Source organism: Actinomadura madurae (genome assembly GCF_900115095.1).
Taxonomy (GTDB): Bacteria; Actinomycetota; Actinomycetes; order Streptosporangiales; family Streptosporangiaceae; genus Spirillospora; species Spirillospora madurae.
Genome location: NZ_FOVH01000021.1, coordinates 90776 through 110549 on the forward strand (window position 1 = coordinate 90776; position 19774 = coordinate 110549).

21 protein-coding genes are annotated in these 19774 nt (G+C 71.6%); 13 read left to right on the forward strand and 8 right to left on the reverse strand.

Going from position 1 to position 19774, the window contains the following annotated elements; genetic code table 11:
- Positions 1-106 precede the first annotated feature (106 nt).
- Complete coding sequence (locus BM339_RS40205) at positions 107-1966, forward strand: tetratricopeptide repeat protein (protein WP_177287897.1); 1860 nt, start codon at positions 107-109, stop codon at positions 1964-1966.
- Between the two features lie 22 nt (positions 1967-1988).
- Here BM339_RS40205 and lanL read toward each other — a convergent pair whose 3' ends face one another.
- Positions 1989-4646, reverse strand: a complete 2658-nt coding sequence (gene lanL, locus BM339_RS40210) for a class IV lanthionine synthetase LanL (RefSeq protein ID WP_337959950.1) — start codon at positions 4644-4646, stop codon at positions 1989-1991.
- A 59-nt stretch (positions 4647-4705) separates the two neighbouring features.
- The gene (locus BM339_RS50375; RefSeq protein WP_021591459.1) at positions 4706-4876 is read right to left on the reverse strand and encodes an SflA family class IV lanthipeptide; all 171 of its coding nucleotides are present in this window, start codon (positions 4874-4876) and stop codon (positions 4706-4708) included.
- Between the two features lie 289 nt (positions 4877-5165).
- Here BM339_RS50375 and BM339_RS40215 point away from each other — a divergent pair, with 289 nt between their 5' ends.
- Positions 5166-7103: an ABC transporter ATP-binding protein gene (locus BM339_RS40215; RefSeq protein ID WP_075024265.1), complete on the forward strand. Its 1938-nt coding sequence runs from the start codon at positions 5166-5168 to the stop codon at positions 7101-7103.
- Positions 7100-7966 carry a MauE/DoxX family redox-associated membrane protein gene (locus tag BM339_RS40220; RefSeq protein ID WP_075024266.1) on the forward strand — a complete coding sequence of 289 codons (867 nt, stop codon included), beginning with the start codon at positions 7100-7102 and terminating at the stop codon, positions 7964-7966. The genes BM339_RS40215 and BM339_RS40220 overlap by 4 nt, the downstream gene beginning before the upstream one ends.
- Here BM339_RS40220 and BM339_RS40225 read toward each other — a convergent pair.
- Both BM339_RS40225 and BM339_RS40230 read right to left on the reverse strand, forming a co-directional pair.
- Positions 7956-8363, reverse strand: coding sequence for a hypothetical protein (locus BM339_RS40225; protein WP_075024267.1), 408 nt, complete (start codon positions 8361-8363; stop codon positions 7956-7958). The genes BM339_RS40220 and BM339_RS40225 overlap by 11 nt on opposite strands.
- Positions 8360-8950: a TetR/AcrR family transcriptional regulator gene (locus BM339_RS40230; protein ID WP_083598439.1), complete on the reverse strand. Its 591-nt coding sequence runs from the start codon at positions 8948-8950 to the stop codon at positions 8360-8362. The genes BM339_RS40225 and BM339_RS40230 overlap by 4 nt, the downstream gene beginning before the upstream one ends.
- A 265-nt stretch (positions 8951-9215) precedes the next feature.
- On the opposite strand from BM339_RS40230, the gene BM339_RS40235 reads away from it, so the two are divergent.
- The 4 genes from BM339_RS40235 (at position 9216) to BM339_RS49225 (ending at position 11632) form a co-directional block, all read left to right on the forward strand.
- Positions 9216-9710 (forward strand): hypothetical protein, encoded by a 495-nt coding sequence (locus BM339_RS40235; RefSeq protein WP_021591453.1) that lies wholly within the window; start codon positions 9216-9218, stop codon positions 9708-9710.
- 97 nt (positions 9711-9807) lie between these two features.
- Entirely contained in the window at positions 9808-10479 is a 672-nt protein-coding gene (locus tag BM339_RS40240; RefSeq protein WP_083598440.1) for an esterase/lipase family protein, read from the forward strand.
- 169 nt (positions 10480-10648) lie between these two features.
- Complete coding sequence (locus BM339_RS40245; RefSeq protein ID WP_111832699.1) at positions 10649-11425, forward strand: N-acetylmuramoyl-L-alanine amidase; 777 nt, start codon at positions 10649-10651, stop codon at positions 11423-11425.
- A gap of 15 nt (positions 11426-11440) precedes the next feature.
- Positions 11441-11632: a hypothetical protein gene (locus BM339_RS49225; protein ID WP_143118788.1), complete on the forward strand. Its 192-nt coding sequence runs from the start codon at positions 11441-11443 to the stop codon at positions 11630-11632.
- A 31-nt stretch (positions 11633-11663) separates the two neighbouring features.
- Here BM339_RS49225 and BM339_RS40250 read toward each other — a convergent pair whose 3' ends face one another.
- Complete coding sequence (locus BM339_RS40250) at positions 11664-12527, reverse strand: alpha/beta fold hydrolase (RefSeq protein ID WP_075024271.1); 864 nt, start codon at positions 12525-12527, stop codon at positions 11664-11666.
- 56 nt (positions 12528-12583) lie between these two features.
- Between BM339_RS40250 and BM339_RS40255 the strand changes: the two genes are divergently transcribed.
- Positions 12584-14536 (forward strand): AfsR/SARP family transcriptional regulator, encoded by a 1953-nt coding sequence (locus BM339_RS40255; protein ID WP_075024307.1) that lies wholly within the window; start codon positions 12584-12586, stop codon positions 14534-14536.
- Here BM339_RS40255 and BM339_RS40260 read toward each other — a convergent pair.
- Positions 14533-14817, reverse strand: a complete 285-nt coding sequence (locus tag BM339_RS40260) for a hypothetical protein (protein WP_021597079.1) — start codon at positions 14815-14817, stop codon at positions 14533-14535. The genes BM339_RS40255 and BM339_RS40260 overlap by 4 nt on opposite strands.
- A gap of 206 nt (positions 14818-15023) precedes the next feature.
- Here BM339_RS40260 and BM339_RS40265 point away from each other — a divergent pair, with 206 nt between their 5' ends.
- Positions 15024-16517 (forward strand): methionine--tRNA ligase, encoded by a 1494-nt coding sequence (locus tag BM339_RS40265; protein ID WP_075024272.1) that lies wholly within the window; start codon positions 15024-15026, stop codon positions 16515-16517.
- On the opposite strand, the gene BM339_RS40270 is transcribed toward BM339_RS40265, so the two are convergent.
- Positions 16504-16956: a PucR-like N-terminal domain-containing protein gene (locus BM339_RS40270; RefSeq protein WP_075024273.1), complete on the reverse strand. Its 453-nt coding sequence runs from the start codon at positions 16954-16956 to the stop codon at positions 16504-16506. The two genes, BM339_RS40265 and BM339_RS40270, sit on opposite strands and share 14 nt — an antisense overlap.
- 434 nt (positions 16957-17390) lie before the next feature.
- Between BM339_RS40270 and BM339_RS40275 the strand changes: the two genes are divergently transcribed.
- From BM339_RS40275 to BM339_RS40280, 3 genes are all read left to right on the forward strand, one after another.
- Positions 17391-17663, forward strand: a complete 273-nt coding sequence (locus BM339_RS40275; protein WP_021597082.1) for a hypothetical protein — start codon at positions 17391-17393, stop codon at positions 17661-17663.
- Positions 17664-17679: 16 nt separating this feature from the next.
- Entirely contained in the window at positions 17680-17823 is a 144-nt protein-coding gene (locus BM339_RS50380; protein WP_021597083.1) for a hypothetical protein, read from the forward strand.
- A 135-nt stretch (positions 17824-17958) separates the two neighbouring features.
- Complete coding sequence (locus BM339_RS40280) at positions 17959-18735, forward strand: MerR family transcriptional regulator (RefSeq protein WP_052357298.1); 777 nt, start codon at positions 17959-17961, stop codon at positions 18733-18735.
- A 121-nt stretch (positions 18736-18856) separates the two neighbouring features.
- Here the strand turns inward: BM339_RS40280 and BM339_RS40285 are convergent, their stop codons facing one another.
- On the reverse strand, positions 18857-19330 hold the full coding sequence (locus BM339_RS40285) for a MarR family winged helix-turn-helix transcriptional regulator (RefSeq protein ID WP_075024274.1): 474 nt from the start codon (positions 19328-19330) through the stop codon (positions 18857-18859).
- A 63-nt stretch (positions 19331-19393) separates the two neighbouring features.
- On the opposite strand from BM339_RS40285, the gene BM339_RS40290 reads away from it, so the two are divergent.
- Positions 19394-19774: a tautomerase family protein gene (locus tag BM339_RS40290; RefSeq protein ID WP_075024275.1), complete on the forward strand. Its 381-nt coding sequence runs from the start codon at positions 19394-19396 to the stop codon at positions 19772-19774.

The window sequence follows — 19774 nt, forward strand, 5'->3', positions numbered from 1 at the left end:
AACCGGATGCGACGGATGACGTCGCTGAGGTTCGGCTACATTTTCTGATTCGCAGGGACCGGTGATCACAATGAGAGACACAATTCGTGTGTGCGCCGGTCACGACTTGGACGGGCCGTTCACCCTCGGGCGGCGGTTGCTTGCTCTCGTGGATGCGGCCCGTTCAGGTGGACCGATCAGCATCAAGGAACACATCGTTCGTGCGTTCATCGGCGTGCCCTCGATGGACATGGACCCTTCGATATTGCCTCTGAGCTTGACCGTCGACCCGCGTTGGCGCACCAGGTTTTACGGGCAAAGCCATGTGAGGCTCGTTTGCTATGAGCTGGCCAAGCTCCTTGTGGCGGACGGAGTTCTGTCGGACCTGTCGATTGAGGTCTGCCATGCGGAGCTGGCGGATGAGACCGATCGCGAGTTGCTGGATGCCCTCGACCGGCGGGTCCGCCGGTCTTCGACAGGGCTCCGGATCGCTCGCCGCCGGAGTGATGGCGGTGAGGCGAGGCTCTATCCCGATGTGCAGGCGGCGGAGATGGTTGAGATGCCCCGCTTGGCCGGCGCGGGGGAGCGTCGGTCATGGCACGATGCCAAGGCCGCAGAGCTCATTGATGGATCGCACCCTCGTGCTGCGCTGGTGTTTCATCTTCTGCGGGGTACCTCGCCTGATGCTGCCAGGTCTCACCTGCGGCGGCTTCTGATCGATGCGGCTGGGTTGGGTCACTACGAGGCTGCTCTGAGGTACGGTCGGCAGTTCCTCGCCTCCGGGGCTTCAGCAGATGAGAGCGACAGTGACTACCATGCGGCGCTGAACGCTTACGGCATGGCGTTCCTCCAGACCGAGCAGCCGTACGCGGCACTCTCCGTCTTTGATTCCGCTCTCAAGGAGCGGAGCGATCCTGCCCTGCATGTGACCGGTCATTACGTCAGGGCCATGGTCTACACGAGATACGCGCCGCCTGAAGAGCGGAGTCTCACCAAAGTCTCTGCTGCGCTGGATCAGGCTGAGGCGGCCGCCGTCGACATCGAAGACCCGCGTTTGCGATGCCATTGTGAGGCTTTCCTGTTGAATGCGCGGGCACTGGTCTCGATGCATCGCGGTGATCTCGCTGGTGGTATCGCTCTGCTTGACCGGGATCTTGAGCTCCTCCGCACTCAGTTCGGCACGCTTGATGAGTTGCAGCATGACGTTGTCGTCCACGACAACCGGTCGACACTGCATATGAAGGTCGGGCAGGTCGACCGGGCGATCGAGGATCTCAGTTACGTCGTTGAGAAGGACTCACATACCGCGGAGTACCGTGTTGACAGAGCGATCGCACTGCATGCGGCAGGGCGGGTGTCTGAATCGCTCGACGACTTGAATGTCGCGATCGAGCATTGCATCACCGGTCCCGAGGCCTACCAGAACAGAGCGCTCCTGCGCCGGGAGGAGGGGGATCTCGACGGCGCGATCGACGATCTCCGGATCGCCTGTGACATGGACCCGGCGGACGAAGAGGCTCTCGCGCTGTTGGGTGAGGTCCTGATCGACTCCGGCATGCTCGACGAGGCCGAGCGCGTCCTCGATCAGAGCGAGGCGGATCTGACGTCGGACGAGCGATTCATCGTGTTCCGGGCACGCATCGCCGCGAGTCGTGATGACATCTCCGAAGCTCTGCGAATCCTCGATCGCGGTCTCGATCAGGACTCCGATTCCGTGCCCTTGCGCATGGAGCGCTCGGCCGTCTTGCATATGGCTCATCGGCTGGACGACGCCTTGGACGACATCGAGCACGTCGCAGCCGGCGGGGAGAGCAGTCCGATCCTGGACCTCAATCGGGTGATGTTGCTGGTCGAGCTCGGCCGAATCGACGAAGCGCGCCAGAGGTTGACCCCCTTGCTTGGCGAGGATCTCCCGCCGGAGTTGCGTGACCACGCTCAAGGGCTTCAGAGCGCCATCGATGGCGCGCACAGCTCCGTACCCACATAGCACCCGCTCGTCCCCGGGAGGGTCAGGTGGCTGATCCGGGGTGCCATAGGCGGGAGGGCGTGCGGGTTGTTAGGCGGCGTAGGAAGGTTAGGACGCCTGCTGTGCCTGTTGCCCAGGTGAAGGCTTGGGTGTCTAGGTCGTTGCCTGGGATGGTGGGGGCCTCGTGGGGGCCGCCGGATCGGATGAGCATTAGTTCGGCTATTTGTTCTGCGTGGGCCCAGTAGGTGTTGTCGTCGGTTGCTTGGGCCACGTCGATCAGGGCTTCGCCTATGCCTGCTAGGCCGCAGCACTGGGACGTCACCCAGGCTCGGGGGGCTATCTGGGTGCAGGCGTTGGCTATTCGGGTGGCCAGTGACAGGTAGGTGTCGTCGTTGTAGGCGGAGGCGGCGTGGAGGAGGGCCGTTGCCACGCCTGACATGCCCTGGCACCAGGATGCGCCCATGGGACGGCCGGAGGGGGAGGCCAACTCGTCGGTCAGGGGTTCGGCTGCCTTGGCCAAGGCGGTGAAGCGTTCGCGGGCGCCTTCGCCGGAGGCGGTGTCGCCGGTGGCGAGGTGGTGGGCCAGGAGGAAGTCGGCTACGCCTGCGGCGCCGTGGGCGTAGGCGGTGTCGACGTCCAGGCCCGCGCCGGACGGTTCGAATGCAAGGAGTTGTTCGGGGAGGGCGTCCGGCTCGGTGAAGTCGCCGGCCAGCAGGCGGCGGGCGCATTCAGTGGCCGTTGCGAGGTGGTCGCCGTCTGGGGTGAGGGACGCCAGGAGGAGGTGCCCGGTGCCTATGCCTGCCAGACCGTGGGCCTGGTCCGCGCGTTCCTCGCCGGTCAACTGCACTTGCCCGGGTGAGGGGACTCCGGCGGTGGTTAGGAAGATGGCCGTTCCTGTTAGGCCGAAGTACAGGGACGGGGGGAGGTTCGCCGGGGGTAGGTTTGCGGCCGTCCAGTGCGCCAAGTCGAGGCCCATCGTTCGGGCTTCGGGGTGTTGGAGTAGCTCCATGCCTACTCCGGAGGAGCCTGCGTAGACGTTGGTCACCGGGGGTGCGGAGCGGCGGGCGTCGGCGGGGCCCTCCATCAGGCGTTCCGCGTAGCCCATGACCTCGCGGGTGGTGTGTGCGAGGACCGCGGATAGGAGGTCGTCGGTCAGGTGGATTGGGGGTGCGTACGGACGCGGGGTCGGCGCCTCGCCGCCGGTTCGGATTGACTCCGCGGCGGACGTTCGTTCGGCGGGGTCCAGGCTGAGCAGGTGGGGTAGGAGTGCGACGGTGCCCGTGGGGTTCGGGAAGATCCGGGACAGGCACTGGAGGGTGCGTTCCACCCCTCGGACGGGGTCGGGGTCGATGATGACGGGGTTCAGTCCGGTCGCCGCGTAGAAGAGGGTCGCGCCCAGGGAGAAGTAGTCGTCGGCAGGGGTGGACGGACGTCCGGTGCGCTGGTCGGGGACGCTGAAACCGCGGCTCCAGCCGGGCATCTGCAGGTCCTCGTAGCCGCTGGTGCCGAAGTCGATGAGCGTGCAGCGGCCGTCCTCGACCACGATGTTCTTCGGGGAGAGGTCGCGGACGACCACGCCGCGCTCGTGCACCGCGTCCAAAACCTCCAGGACCCGGGACGCCAGGGCGGTCAGGTCGTCGTCCCTGTACACGCCGGACTCGGCGACGTGGCGGTTGAGGTCGGTGGTGCCGGCGTCGGTCATGACGAGGTACTCGTCCTCGCCGTGCCGGAAGTGGTCGAGGGCCGCGGGGACGCCCGGGACGCCGGTCAGGGCGCGGAGGATGCGCAGTTCGTTGCGGAGGTACATGCGCAGGTCGAAGCCCTCGGGGCGTTCGCCGACGTAGGCGCGGGTCTCCTTGACGACGACCGGGCGGCCGTCCGGGGCCTCGGCTCGGTAGACGCTGCCGCGCGGGCCTCGCATCACTCCGGACGTCACCCGGTAGCGTCCGCCGATCAGGCGGCCCGGTTTCGTGGCCCCCGCCGCCGACGCGGCCGCGGCCGGCGCGGCGGCCGCCTCGGAAGGGGCGCTCCGGAAGGGGTCGGTTGCCCAGGGTGGGCAGGTGAACTCGGCTCCCGCGGCGCCAGGGAGGGTGTCGCCGGACGGGCCGACGACGATCAGCGAGAACTCGCCGTTCTCGTCGACCTTGTACTGCGGGAGGAACGGGGCGTACCGGTAGTAGACGGGCGCGTCGGGGCGGACGCGGCGGTCGCTGACGATGCGCGGGCCCGCCATGCCGGCCAGGGCCTCGGCGAGGACGTGGCCGAGGGCGGTGACCTCGTCCTGCGCCGGGTAGACGGTGACGGCCTTGCCGACCGCGCCGGCGTCTCCGTCGCCCGAGTTCAGGTCGCTGAGGACGGCCGCGGAGCGGGCGGCCTTGAAGTCGCAGGCGGTGTCGAGCAGCACGGGGAGGACCCGGTCGAGGGTCGCGGCCAGGGTGCCGGGACGGGCCGAGACGTGCAGCTTCCAGCCCTGGGCGGGAATGTCGAACCGGGGGTCGTGCACGCTGACCCACGTATCGTCCGCGACTATTTCCCTACCATTCCCATGGGCAATGCCCGCCAGGTACTCCAGCACATCGAAAACCGGCGTGTCCGCACTGTCGGGACGTGACGTCGCCATTCGTCTCCCCCGTGGTGTCGTTGAATTGTGTATGACCGGAGAAAGGTCACTGGACGGGCCGGTGGCCTTTCTCCGGCGCATGGGCGCGGGCCACCGCGGCCGCCGCGGGTCGCGGGGGCCGGCGCCGCTTCAGGGGTGGGTCAGACGATCGACGGACAGCAGGGGAAGGTGGAGCACACCGTGCGCTTGCAGGTGTTCACGCAGGCCTGCGGCCCGTGGAGCAGCTCCATCAGCTCCATCTCGAAATCGACGTCGAGGTCCTCGATGTCGAGGACGCCGGCGTCGCGGGGCTCGATCGCGAGCACGGACATGGGGGGGCTCCTTCCTTGGCCGCTCGTGGCGGCCGGCGAGGGGACGTGAGCCGGGGAACGGCGCTTTGTGGGCGCCATTTCCCGCACCGGACCATCCGGTGGAGTCGCCTTCACGACCACCGGATGATCTTGACGGACGCATTATGAGCAGACGTTGTCCAAACTGTCCAGCCACGAAACTCTTCCCTGTTCCAGGCATTTACATCCGTTCCGTGATGATCTACCTTGGCCCGGTGATCATGAAACGCGGGCCGTCCCGGCGCAGGCCATCGGGGCAGGGATCGACCGGATGCGGCTGAGGCTGCCGCGCCGGCCGCGCCGTCCCGCCAAGGACGACGAGAGCGACGAGGCTGGGCTGGAGACCCGTTACTGGGAGGCCCACGACGCCGAGCTGATGTCCGCCGGCCTCGGGACGATGGTCCGGCAGCTGCCCGCGCTCGTGGCCGCCGCGCTGCGGCTGGCGTGGCGGGCGAACCGCCGGGACAGCGCGGTGGCGCTGGGCGGCAACGTGCTGGCCGGGGTGTTCACGGCGTTCGGGCTGCTCGCCACGTCCGAGGTGCTCGCCTCGCTGTTCGCCGGCGGACCGACGCCGGACAAGGTGCGGGCGGCGCTGCCGTCGCTGGCGCTGGTCGCGGCGGCGGCGGGGCTGCGCGGCGCGCTGACGACCGCGGCGGGCTGGGCGCAGGCCCGGCTGAAACCGCAGGTCGAGCGGGCGGCGGAGACGCGGCTGTTCGAGCTGACGACCCGGGTCGAGCTGACCGCGTTCGACGACCACGAGTTCCACAACGCGATGCGGCGGGCGCGTGACAGCGGCGTCCCCGACTCGGCGACCGTGGTGGAGATGACGGTCACCGCGACGACCGGCGCGGTCGGGGTGGCGGCGCCCGCGGTGGCGCTCGGGCTGCTGCATCCCGCGCTGGCGCCGCTGCTGCTGGTCACGGCGGTCCCGGCGGGCTGGGCGGCGCTGCGCGTGGCGCGGCTGCGGTACGCGGCGTTCCACCGGCTGTCGACGGCGCGTCGGCGCAAGTTCATGCTGTCGGACCTGATGGCCGAGCGGCTGCCCGCCGCCGAGGTGCGGGCGTTCACGTTGCGCGGGTTCCTGCTGGGCCAGTACGACCGGGTCGCCGATCTCGAACAGCGCGTCCAGCTGGACGTCGCCCGCGACCAGACCCGCACCAAGGCGGCCGGGGACCTGATGACCGGTGTCGCGAACGTCGGCGCGTACTGCGCGCTGGGCGTCATGCTGTCGGGCGGCGTGATCCCGCTGTCGGTCGCGGGCGCGGCCGTCCTCGCGATCAGGGCGGGGCAGACGTCGCTGACGGCGCTCGTCCAGAGCGTCAACCGGCTGTACGAGGCCGGCCTGTACTTCGGCGACTACCTGGAGTTCTGCGAGCTGGCCGAGCACCGGGTCCCGCCGCCGTCCGCCGGGGTACCGCCCGACGGGTTCCACCGGCTGACCGCCGACCGCGTCTCGTTCACCTACCCGGAGGCGGACGCGCCGGCGCTGTCGGAGGTCAGCGTCACGGTCGCGCGGGGCGAGGTGATCGCGCTCGTCGGCGAGAACGGGTCGGGCAAGACGACCCTGGCCAAGCTGCTCGCGGGCCTGTACCGCCCGAACGCCGGGACGATCCGCTGGGACGAGACCGACCTCGCGGGCATCGACGGCGAGGCGCTGCGGCAGCGGGTCTCGGTGATCGCCCAGGACCACACCCGGTGGCCGCTGACCGTCCGAGAGAACATCATGATGGGCCGTCCCGCCGACGCGGACCGGCTCGCGGACGCGGTCGCGGCGGCGGGCGCGGACGCGGTGGTCGGCGAGTTGCCCGCCGGGTACGACGCGCTGCTCGACCGCCGTTTCCGGGGCGGTCACGACCTGTCGGGCGGGCAGTGGCAGCGCATCGCCGCCGCCCGCGGCTTCTACCGGGACGCCGACCTGGTCATCTTCGACGAGCCGACGTCCGCGCTGGACGCCCGCGCCGAGCACGCGCTGTTCGAGCGGATCCGGCACCACGCGGCGGGACGCACTGTCGTGCTCATCACCCATCGGCTCGCCAGCGTCCGCTTCGCCGACCGGATCTACGTGCTCGACCACGGGCGCGTCGTCGAGCACGGAAGCCATGCCGAATTGCTGCGGCTCGGCGGGCTGTACGCCGACCTGTACCGGTTGCAGGCCTCCGCGTACCAGCTCGGCGACGACCTGGTCCCCGCAGAGCCGGGGGCGCCATGACCGTGCTCGCGGCGGCCTGGCCGGTACTGATCGTCGTCCTGGCGGCGGCGGTGGCGGGCAAGGTCCGTGATGTCGGCGGCTTCGGGCGGGTGATCGCCGGCTACCGGATCCTGCCGGATCGCCTCGGCGTCCCGGCCGCGATCCTGGTCCTCGCCGCCGAGACAGGCGCGGCGCTGCTTCTCGCGCTCCCCATCACGCGGCGCTGGGGTGCGGTCCTCGCGGCAGCGCTGTTCGCCGCGTTCCTGGGCGCGATGGTCTCCGTCCTTCGGCGGGGGATGAGCGTCGAATGCGGGTGTTTCGGCGCGAACCGTCCGACGCCGGTGGGCCCGGCGAGCCTGGCGCGGACGGGTCTGCTGCTGCTCCTGTCCATCGCGGCCGTGGTCGCGGGACCGGCCGGCTTCTCCGCCGTCCAACCTCCCCTTTCGGTACTCGCCCTCGCCCTGGTCGCGGCCGTGCCGCGCCTGTTCCCGCCCGTCGCGACGCCCCCCGCCCCGCGCGAGGGCACACGCTTCAAGCTGGCGGCCGGACCGGAGACGGTGACCGACGGCCCGACGCTGTTCGCGCTCATCTCACCGTCATGCGGCCTCTGCACCGCCATGCTCCCCGAGTTCACCGAGGTCGCGGGACGGATGCGGGTCGTCCTGGTGAGCGCGGGGCCGCCGGACGAGATCCGCGCCCATCTCGCCGCGCATGACGTCCGGCTCCCGCTCGTGATCGATCCCGACGTCTTCGACGCCAACGGCATCCCGTGGCCGCCGTACGCCGTCGTCACCGATCCGGACGGGACGATCCTCGCCGCGGACGGCACCGACACCCTCGCCCGCCTCGCGGCCCTCCTCGACCAGGCCGCGATCAACCGCTGAAGGCGTCCCGCAGCGGCCTGCCGTTGGCGATGACGACCACGCCGCAGAGGAGCACGCCGCAGAAGACGCCTTCGGACTTCATCCAGAGGGGGAAATCACCCGGGATGGCGGTGATGACGACGATCGCGGCGAGCATGACCGACGAGGCGATGCGGAGGCGGCGGTAGGCCGACGCGCTGCCCTTGGCGGCCTGGACGGAGGAGGCCATCATCAGCGTCGCGGTGACGGCCACGATCACGGCGTGGGCCCAGGCCTCCTGCGGCGCGACCGACGGGTGGCCGTGGAGGACGCCGAGGACGGCGATCGCCCCGAGGCTGACCGCGACGTAGCAGCCGACCAGCAGCTTGATGGCGCGGAACGCCGTCCTGGCCGCCGGCCGCTCCGAGGCCCCGGTCATCGCCGCGTCGCCTTCTCGAACAGCCGGGTGATCTCGCCGATGTAGTGGTCGAAGTCGAGGTCGGCATGGGCCGTGAAGTAGAAGGAGGCGTTGTCGATGACGGCACGGATCGACAGGGCCACGACATGCGGGTCGAACGTGCCGAACTCTCCGGCTTCCTGACCGTCGGCGAGGAATCGGGCCAGCCAGGCGACCGGGTCATCCCCCGGAGGCCGGAGGTCGGTGTTCTCCAGGATCCGGTGCACCGCGTTGATGTGGGCCGCGTGGTCGGCGATGTAGCGGAGGTTGGACGTCAGATAGGCGCGCAGCTTCTCCGGGTGCGTCCCGGCCCCGGCGATGTGCGGCGCCATGGCGGACGCGCCGTCCCCGAACAGCGAGCCGACCAGGGCCTCGTTGATCGCCTCCTTCGTCTTGAAGTGGTACAGGACGGTGCTCTTGGACGTCGCCGCCTCCCGCGCGATCTTGTCGATCGAGGCGGCCGCGTAGCCGTCGCGGTTGATGATCGCGATGGCCGCGCCGACGATGTCGTCGCGGCGGGCCCTCTGGGTGCGGGTGAGGGGCGGGCCCGCGTCGGTATTAGACCGCATGGTCAGATTTTAGATCGTTCGGTCAGTCCTGTCGAACATGTGCTCGGCGGCAGGTCACGGGCGGTGCATTGATCGTCTCCGACCATCGGCAGGCGGTCGACCAGGCCATCGGTGCGGCTCGTCCTCGTCCCCGCCCTGATGGTTCTGGTGGGCGAGGCCAACTGGTGGCCTCCCCGCCGCCTGGACCGCCACCTCCCCCACCTCCAGGCCTGACGTCCTCGACACCGCGGACCGAGGGGCCGGACGACCGGTACGCTGGCGCGCCATGCGCGAGATCGCACGGATGGCCGGGTTCTACGCCGCTCACGGCGTCTGGAGCGTCGCCGACGGGGAGACGCTGATCCCCATGCTCGGGTACGTGGACGCGGACGGCGGCCAGGGAATGGACCGGCTCGTCTTCGACGACGTCGGCGACGCCGCACGAGCCGGCCAGGCCGCTCTGGAAGAGGGACGGGACGGCAGGGTCCGCGCGGCACTCGTCGTCGACGCCTACCTCCACCTCGACAGGGGAAGGGTCGACGCGCTGATCGTCGACGCCGTCGAGTACGGCCCCGAGCGGCATGCGATCAAGATGGCCGTTCCGTACCGGCCGCGGACATCGCCGCAGGGGTTCGCGGTCTACCGGCCCAAGTTCATCGACGTCACGGGCGTCGAAGAGCCGGACTACGCCGCGCTGGCCGACGCCTTCTTCGCCGGAGTCGACTCCCATGAGCGGGCGGCGGCCGTATGGAACGAGCACCTTCTCGACGAATCCGCGTGAGCCTTCCTCCCGCGGAGGCTGGTGATTTTGCCGATGTCGGGGGGTTTGGTGCCGGTTGACACTCCGGGGGTTGGTTCGTCCCACCCCTGGAGGGTTCATGAGAAGGCTCCTCGGATCGCTCATCGCGCTGTGCGCGGCGCTGGCGGCGTTCGGGTCCGGCCTGGCGCCGGCTCACGCGGCGGGGCCGCGGCCCGTGGTGTTCGTGCACGGGTACACGGGCAGCGCGTCCAACTGGGCCACCGCCATGGCGGTGTTCCGTTCGGCCGGGTACAGCGGTGACCAACTGTTCGCGTACGAGTACAACTCCTACGGCGACAACACGCAGAACGCGGCAGGGCTCGCGTCGTACGTGAACCAGGTCAAGTCGCGGACGGGCGCGTCCCAGGTCGACATCGTCAACCACTCCATGGGCGGCCTGGTCAGCCAGTACTACCTGAAGGTGCTGAACGGCAGCTCCAACGTCGCGCACCTGGCGTCCATCGCGGGCGCCAACCACGGGACGACCTTCGCCGCCGCCTGCACCATCTACGCGACGTGCCGCCAGATGCTGCCCGGCTCGTCGTTCATCCAGCAGATCACCGCCGGTGACGAGACGCCCGGGAGCACGCGGTACGCGACCTGGTACTCGCCCTGCGACGGCATCATCATCCCCTACACCAGCACCCGCCTGGACGGCGCGAACAACCACTACGTGGCCTGCCAGACCCACATCGGCTTCCTCGCCGACTCCCTGGTGCTCGGAGCCATCGCCCAGTTCACCAAGAGCTGACCGGTGACGGAGGCGGGCGGGGCATGCCCGCCCGCCTCCGGGCTCACGTCCCGACGACTTGTCAGACCACGTCGCGTTTGGCCTGGTCCTGGCGGGTGCAGACTGTGAGGGTCGGCGACAAGGCTCTTTCTGGGGGGACGGGCCTGTGCGGAGATTCGCGTGCGCTTCCGTGATCGCGGGGCTGGCCCTGAGCCTGCTGGCCGCCTGCACCGGCTCGTCCGACGACGGCCCGCCGGCCGGCAGCGCACCGCCGCCGACCGCCACCGGAGGCGGCACTCCCACCACCGGGTCGGCGCTGAGCGGCAAGGTGATCGTGCTCGATCCCGGGCACAACGGGGGCAACGCCGAACACCCCGAGGAGATCAACAGGAAGGTCTTCGTCGGGAACGGCTACAAGCCCTGCAACACGACCGGGACGAGGACCACCGGCGGGTACCCCGAGCACGCCTTCACCTGGGATCTGGCGAACCGGCTGGCGAAGGTGCTGCGGGACGGGGGCGCCAAGGTGACGCTGACGCGCAAGAACGACACGGGCGTCGGGCCCTGCATCACCGAGCGGGCGGCGATCGCCAACAGGCTGGACGCCGACGCGACCCTGTCGATCCACGCGGACGGCTCGGCGCCGTCCGGGCACGGCTTCCACGTCATCACGCCGCTGCCCGTGGGGAGGAACGCGCCGATCGTCGCCCCGTCCGGCAGGCTGGGCGTGGCGATCCGGGACGCCTTCCGGTCAGGGACGGGCATCCCCTTCTCCACCTACCTCGGCAAGGACGGCCTGGACCGGCGCGATGACCTCGGCGGGCTGAACATGTCCACGGTGCCGGCCGCGTTCATCGAGTGCGGCAACATGATGAACCCGGGCGACGCGGCGAAGATGTCCAGCGGCCCGTTCAGGCAGCGCATGGCCGATGCGCTGGCGAAGGGCTTCCAGACGTTCCTGCGTTGACGCTGTTTGCCGTCCATGGAGATTAAGGGGGAGAACGTCCGGCTACGTCCCGGGATGACGCCGGACGATCGGGGGGACGGCATGGCCCGCAGGGCAGGACGGCACGCGGCGCTCAACTGGGAGATGCTGCTCGGGCTGGCGGTGACCGGTTTCCTCCTCTACCTGTGGGTGTGGGCGGCGACGCAGGGCGGTCCGCCCTGGTGGTAGACCGCCCCGGCGCGGCGGTCCGGCGCCGCCCCTAGCGGGACAGCAGGTCCCGGAGCGCCTTCGCGATGTCGGCCGGCGCCTCCTCCGCCATGAAGTGGCCGCAGGTCACGGTGGCGTGCCGGAGGTCGGCCGCCCAGGCGCTCCACAGCGCGGCGGCGTCGTAGCCGAGGACGGCGCCCCAGTCCTGCTGCAGGACGGTGACGGGCATCCGCAGCCGGTTGCCCGCGTCGCGGTCGGCGGTGTCGTGCTCGACGTCGACGCCCGCGGACGCCCGGTAGTCGGCGACGATCGACGGGATCGCGGCGCGGCAGGCGTCCAGGTAGGCGGCGCGGACGTCGGGCGGGATCGCGGACGGGTCGTTCGCCCACAGGTCGAGGAAGTGCCCGAAGAACGCGTCCGGCGCCCCGGCGATCAGCCGTTCGGGCAGGCCGGGCGGCTGCGCCATCAGGTAGAGGTGGAAGCCTGCGGCGGCGGTGGTGCCGTGCAGGACGTCCCACATGTCCAGCGTCGGCAGGACGTCCAGGCAGGCCAGATGCGTGATCGTGGCGGGGTGGTCGAGGCCCGCGCGGAAGGCGACGAGGGCGCCGCGGTCGTGTCCGGCGAGGGCGAACCGGTCATGGCCGAGCGCGCGGGCGAGTGCGACGACGTCGGCGGCCATGGTGCGCTTGGAATATCCGTCGGACGGCTTGTCGCTGTCGCCGTATCCGCGCAGGTCGGGCGCGATGACGGTGTGGTCGGCGGCCAGGTCCGCGGCGACGTGCCGCCACATCAGGTGGGTCTGCGGGAAGCCGTGCAGCAGGACGATCGGGGAGCCCGAGCCGCCGACGGCCGCGTTCAGGGAGACGCCCTCGGCGACGGGGACGCGCGTGTGGTCGAATCCAGGGATCGTTGGCATGGCCCCAGCGTGCCGGGGACGGATGAGCATCCGATGAGCGCTATACCGTGGTCGGCGTGGAGGTCCTGTTCGGGGTGCTGGGGCCGGTGACCGCCTGGGACGGGTCCGGGAGCGCGATCGCCCTGAAGGGGCCGCGGCACCGCGCCGTCCTGGCCCGGCTGATCGTCGCGCGGGGACGCGTCGTGCCGGTTTCCCGGATCGTGGACGATCTGTGGGCGGATCCCCCGTCGGACGCGGTCGGGGCCGTGCGCACCTTCGTGGCGGCGCTGCGGCGCGTGCTGGAGCCCGACCGTCCACCGAGAACGCCGTCCGGGCTCCTCGTGACCGAAGGACCGGGGTACGCGCTGCGCCCCGCCCCGGACGGGGTGGACGCCTGGCGTTTCGAGCAGGCCGCCACCGCGACGCGCCCGCCCGCCGAGCAGGTCGAGGAGCTGGACGAGGCGCTGGGCTGGTGGCGCGGCCCCGCCTACGCCGAGTTCGCCGGTGAGCCGTGGGCGCATGCCGAACGCTCCCGGCTCGCCGAGCTGCGGCTGCACGCCGTCGAGCGGAGGGCCGACGCGCTCATGGCCCTGGGGCAGGAGGCCGCGGCGATCCCGGACCTCGATGCCCATGTCGCCGAGCATCCCTGGCGCGAGGAAGCGTGGCGTCTCCTGGCGCTCGCCCTGTACCGCACCGGCCGCCAGGGTGATGCGCTGGCGGTCCTCCGCCGAGCACGGAACCTCCTGGTGGAGCAACTAGGCCTCGACCCCAGCCCGATGTTGCGTCGCCTAGAGGAAGACATCCTCCGCCAGGCCGACCATCTGGAACCGGGGCACGACGCCGTCTCGCGCGTGTGGGCGCAGGCGGCGGAGGCGTACGACCGGAGCGTCTCGTCCGGCGCGCGGGCCCGGCTGGAATCGACGGTCGGCATCCTCCGGAACCTGGCGGTGACCGGCGCCGGGGGCTTGGTGGCGGCCCGCGAGCACCGCATGGCGGCGATCACGGCGGCCGAGGAGCTGGGCGACGCCGAGCTGACCGCCCGGGTGATCGGCGCCTACGACGTCCCGGCGATCTGGACCCGGTCGGACGACCCGCGCCAGGCGGCCGAGGTCGTCGCGGCGGCCGAGCGGTGCCTCGCAGGGTTGCCGCACGGGCACGAGGCCGCGCGGGCGCGGCTGCTGGCCATGATCGCGCTGGAGTCGCGCGGCGCCCGGTCCGATCGCGGCCGGGAGGCGGCCCGGGAGGCCGAACGCCTCGCCCGCGGCCTGGACGATCCGGCCCTGCTGGCGTTCGCGCTCAACGGCGCGTTCATGCAGGCGTTCGACCGGGCGGGACGGGCCGCGCGGCGGGACGGGATCGGCGCCGAGCTGGTGGACCTGTCGGCACGCGGCGACCTGGTGAACTACGAGGTCCTCGGACGGCTCGTCCGGCTCCAGGCCCGCTGCGCGCTCGGCGACTTCGCCGGGGCGGACGCGCACGCGGACGCGGCCGACCGGCTGGCCGAGCGGCACGAGCGCCCGCTGGTCGGCGTGTTCACCACGTGGTACCGGGCGCTGCGGCTCGCCGCGTCCGGCGCCCCGATGGCCGAGGCGGAGGCCGCCTACCGGAACGCGGCCGAGCGCATGCGGGGCTGCGGGATGCCCGGCCTGGAGGACGGCCTGCCGTCGCTCGCGCTGCTCTGCCTGCGCGTCCAGCACCGGCGGCCCGCCCAGACCGGCCCGGCCGACTGGGGGCCGTACGAGCCGTGGGCCCGTCCCCTGGTCCTGCTGGCGCGGGACCGGCCGGACGAGGCGGCCGGGGCCGTGCGGGACGTCCCCGAACCGCCGCGCGACCTGCTCTTCGAGGCCCTGTGGTGCCTGACCGCGCAGGCCGCGATCGCCGTCGGCGACCGCGCGGTGATGCGGCGCGCGCGTGCCGAGCTGGCGCCGGCCGCCGGTGAGCTGGCGGGGGCGGGCAGCGGCGTCCTCACCGCCGGCCCGGTCGCCCGGCACCTGGACGATCTCACCGCCGCCCTCTCCAGCACCGGTTAGAACCAGCAGGGCCCCGTGCCCCAGGCCCATCCCCATTCCTCGGGGACGAAGAGGTGGATGCGGCAGGCCATGTTGCCCCAGACGATGTAGGGGCCCTTGTCGTCCCAGCCGATGCTGCCGGGCGACTCGGCGGCCGCCCGGAGCGGTGCGGGCAGCCGCTCGATGACGTCCTGCGGGATCTGGCGGGCGTCCGGCTCCGGCGCCGCCTGCGCGGGAGCCGCGCCGAAGACCAGCGCACCGGACAGGACGGCGCCGCCGAGGGCCGTGCTCAGTTTCCTCATGCGCCGATTCTCATCTCGCCAACGAACACTGGCAAGGTTCGGCCGGAACCGGTCGGCGCGGGGCGGCTAGACTCGGACCATGACGCCGTTCACAAGTCAGGCCATGATGCCCCGCTCGCGGGGCCGCTGACGCTGGACGTTGTTCGAGGCCCTGTTCGCGGGGCCTCTTCTCGTTTCGGGGCTCCGGTCTCACATGGAGGAGCCCCATGGGTGTCTACATCACCACGACCATTCCGTACGTCAACGCCCGTCCCCATCTCGGATTCGCGCTGGAACTCGTGCAGGCGGACGTCCTCGCGCGGCATCTCCGCCGCTGCGGCGACGTGCGGTTCCAGGCCGGGACGGACGACAACTCGCTGAAGAACGTCCTCGCCGCCGAGGCCGCCGGCACCGGCGTCCAGGAGTTCGTGGACGCGCTGGCCGAGGAGTTCGTCGGGCTGGCCGGCCCGCTCTCACTGTCGGTCGACGACGTGATCCGCACCAGCCGGGACCCCCGGCACCGGGCCGGGGTCGAGCGGCTGTGGCGGGCGTGCGCCGAGTCCGGAGACCTCTACCGGCGGCACTACGAAGGCCTGTACTGCGTCGGCTGTGAGCAGTTCTACGGCGAAGCCGAGCTGGTGGACGGGCGCTGCCCCGAACACGGGACGGTCCCGCAGCGGGTCTCGGAGGAGAACTGGTTCTTCCGGCTGTCGCGCTACACCGGCCGGCTGCACGACCTGATCAGCAGCGGCAGGCTCCGCATCGAGCCCGCCGAGCGGCGCAACGAGGTGCTCGCGCTCATCGCGGGCGGGCTGGAGGACTTCTCCGTCTCGCGCTCCACCGAGCGCGCCCGCGGCTGGGGCATTCCGGTGCCCGACGATCCGTCGCAGGTCATCTACGTGTGGTGGGACGCGCTCGGCAACTACATCACGGCACTCGACTACGGGCGCGGCGGCGCGGACTTCCGGCGCTGGTGGACGGGAGACGCGCGCCGCGTCCACCTGGTCGGCAAGGGCGTCCTGCGGTTCCACGCCGTGTACTGGCCGGCGATGCTGCTGTCCGCCGGACTCCCCGTGCCGGACGAGGTCCTGGTGCACGGGTACCTCACGGCCGGGGGACGGAAGATCAGCAAGTCGGGGGACGTCACGGTCGACCCGGTCGGCCTCGTCCGCGAGTTCGGCGTGGACGCCGTGCGCTGGTGGCTGCTGCGCGAGGTGCCGAGGGCGGGCGACGCCGACTTCACCGCCGAGCGGCTGATCGCGCGGGCGGACGACGAGCTCGCCAACGGCCTCGGCAACCTCGTGCACCGGGTCGTCTCGATGGTCCACCGGTACCGGGGCGGGGAGGTCCCCGCCGCCGAGGCGGACGAGCTGGGGGCCGTCTGCCGGGAGGCGCCCGGCGAGATCGGCGCGGCGCTGGACGACGCCGACTTCCGCCGGGCCACCGCCGCGGTGTGGCGGATCGTCGACGAGGCCAACCGCCACATCAACCGGGTGCGGCCCTGGGAGCTGGCGAAGGCCGGCGACCCGCGGCTGGACGCCGTCCTGGCCGGGCTGGTGAGCGCCTGCCGGACGGTCGGCGACCTGCTGGAGCCGTTCCTGCCCGACGCGGCGGAACGCGTCCGGCGGCAGTGCGCGGGGCGGCGGCTGCCCCGTCCCGAGCCGGTGTTCCGCCGCCTCGACCGGCCGCGCCCGGTGCCCGAGGGCGTCAGTTCTCGCTGAGGAGGCTGTAGAGGCGGCGCGCGACGAGCGGCCGCCGCGCCCGGTGGTGGCCCTCGACGGCGGCGCCGACCAGCTCGTCCTCGGCGGTGAAGGCGGTCTCCATGACCGCGATGAACTCCGCCGTAGGCGGGTAGAGGCGGGCGGCGGCGCCCGCCGTCCGGCGGACGAGGACGCGCGCGCCCGTGCGCAGGGCGGACTCGAAGTGGCGGACGTCCTGCCCCGCGCTGGCCTCGCTCGCGCCGAGGTCGCGGAACACCTCGACCACCGTGCAGGGCTCCCGGGCGCCGCTGTAGACGGCGAGGGCGTCCCGGACGAGCGTCCGGATCCCGCCCGGCCGCAGGTGCCCGTACGCGGGGACGCGCGCGGTGATCTCGCCGGCGACCTCGGCGGTGATCTCGTGGAGGCGGTCGGCGAGAAACGTGTCCAGGTCGGGCTGCATGGCGCGTCCCCTTCGCGATCCGCGTGGATGCGGTAGGGGCATGTTACCGGCGCGTAGGGGGATTCGTCGCTTACTCCCGAAACGTCCCTAGTGCGGACGGCCCGGATTTGCACACCGCACCTAGGCTCGTCATGTGGCGACCGCCGCGCTCGACCAGGGGTCGACTCAGGGGCGCCCACCCTTGGCACCCTGAGCGAAAAAATCAAGGAACCCACAGTTCAGAGCAACGCAGAAGGTCCTCTCAGCTATGGAACAAAGTATTCCGTTCTGCTACCATGGACGGAGCGAAGGCGGCCCGGCCCCCGAGGCGCCGGGGGGATTACTCCACCCCGGTTAGGGGTTTTCCCCTATGGCGATGAGTTCGCCCGGCGGGCAGAGTCGTATTCAGCAGAAGGGACGACGAGGAATCCCTCCCGCAGGAAGAAGGCACTCCGATGTCGAACACGCCGAACTTCACCTCGATGACCGCAGCCGACCTCGCCGAGATCCTCTTCACCTCCCGGCTGCAGGAGTCCGACCACCCCTCCGCCGAGCAGGTCCGGATCGCCATCCACGACCGGTTCGGCGCCTGCGGCGAGGACCGCACCGCCTGCGTGGCCGTCGTCGCCCAGGAGGCCGGCGACCACCCCGAGACCTACGTGGCCCGGATGCGCTGGGCCCTCACCACCGTCTCCGCGGCCTACCCCGAGCTGGCCACGGCGGCCTGACCTCACCGGAGGAACCATGCGTTCACCGTTCACCGACCGCCGCGAGGACATCGTCCCGCGCACGCTCCGCGACCTGATCGCCGCCGACGCGTCCCAGGCCGACAAGGAAGCGCCCCGGCGCCGACAACGCCGGACCATGACCATCCGCCGCGTCACCTAGCGACCGCGCCACCGGCACCGCCCGGTGGCGCGCGTCGTCCTCACCACACCCCCGGCCCACGGCATCGCGCCCGCGTCCTGCGGCCCCGCCGGACGGGACGTGGCCGCCTCCGGCCGCGAACTATGCTTGGCGACCGTGAGCCAAGAGCCGACGGACGAACAGGGCGGCCATCCCCGCGCCGACGGCCGCGAGTACCGGATCGGCGAACTCGCGAAGGCCGCCGGCGTCCCGGTACGGACGCTCCGCTACTACCAGGAGCGCAAGCTGCTGCCGCCGCCCCGCCGCGAGGGGCGCATCGGGCTCTACTCCGAGGACCATCTCGCCCGGCTCCGCATGATCGGGAACCTGCTGGAGCGCGGGCACACCCTGGAGGGCATCCGGGAACTGCTCTCGGCGTGGGAGCAGGGCCGCGACATCGGCACCGTCCTCGGCGTCGAGAAGGCCGTCACGACCCCGTGGTCCACCGAGGTCCCGGTCACGATGACGCTGGACGAGCTGGCGGCGCTGTTCCCCGGCGAGGTCGGCGCGGACGCCGTCGAGCGGGCCGTCGCGCTCGGCCACATCGAGGTGGACGGCGACCGCGTCACCCACTGGAGCCGCCGCCAGCTCGACGCGACGGTGACGCTCGTCCGGGCCGGGGTGCCGCTGGACGCCGTCCTGTCGGCCGGGCTGGAGCTGCAGCGCAGCATGGACGACCTCGCCGCGATGTTCGTCCGGCTGATCGCCACGCACGTCGTCGGGCGCCTCGACGACCGCGAGATCGACGACCGGCATCTCGGCGAGCTCACCGAGACCCTCGCGCGGCTGCGGCCCGGCGCCCAGGTCACGGTCGAGGCCGGCTTCGCGCGCGCCATGGACCGCCAGGTCCGCGCCGCGATCGACCAGCTCCTCGCCCGCCTCGCCACCCCCTGAGTCCCGGCTTCTTCGAGCGGGGTGCGCGGTCCGGCCCCGCGGAGACCTCGAACGGCATGCCCGCCTCCAGGCCCTTCACCGGCGGTGCCTTCGCCTGACCTGCGCCTGACGCGGGAGAACGTTACCGACGGTGGGTGGGGCCCTGTTCCAGGGCGGCCTCGTAGGCACGCAGCGCGCCGATGACCGTGGCGCGTTCGGCCGGGGCCAGGCCGCGCATGACGCGCTCCCAGGCGGACGCGCTGCCGGAGAGCCATTCGGCGATCGGCCCGGCGAAGGCGGGGGCGATGGCGACGATCCGGCGCCGGCGGTCGGCGGGGTCGGCGGCGCGCTCCAGGACGCCGAGCTTCGACAGGTCGCTCACCATGAGGCTGATGGTGGTCGGGGCGACCTCCAGCCGGGCGGCGAGGTCGCTGACGCTCGCCGGGCCGTCGTACTCCAGGTGCGCCAGCAGCGCGAGATGGCGCGGCGCCAGGTCGAGGCCCTGGAGCGCCGGCGGGATGGGCAGGCGCTTGGCGCGGCCGACGATCCGCGGCATGAGCAGCAGCAGCGTCCGGACGGCCTCGTCGACGGCCGGACCGCCCGATCCGGTGGACATCGGCACCCTCCACAAGTACCTTTGAGGTCAAAGCCTTTGAGGTCAAAGAGAACGGGGACCACTGTGCCGCATCTGACCGTCCACCTTCCAGAAGACAGGCTGGCGGGCCGCGAGCCCGAGCTCATCGCCGCGCTGACCGAGGCGATCGTCGGCGCCTACGGCGAGTGGGCCCGCGAGCTGGCGAGCGTCCACCTGTCCGGCGTCCCCGCCGGCCGCCTCGCCCAGGGCGGCAAGGCCGTGGACACGACCGTCTCGCTGGTCATGGGCGTCCGCGCCGCCGCCTTCGACCGCCCCGAGGCCGCCGAGTTCAGCGCGAAGCTGGCCGCCGGGCTCACCGACGCGATCACCGCCGTCCTCGGCGAGGAGCTCCGCCCCGGCACCACGGTGGAACTCGTGGCGTCCCCCCAGGAACGCACCTTCGTGGCCGGCGTCCCCGCGCCCTGA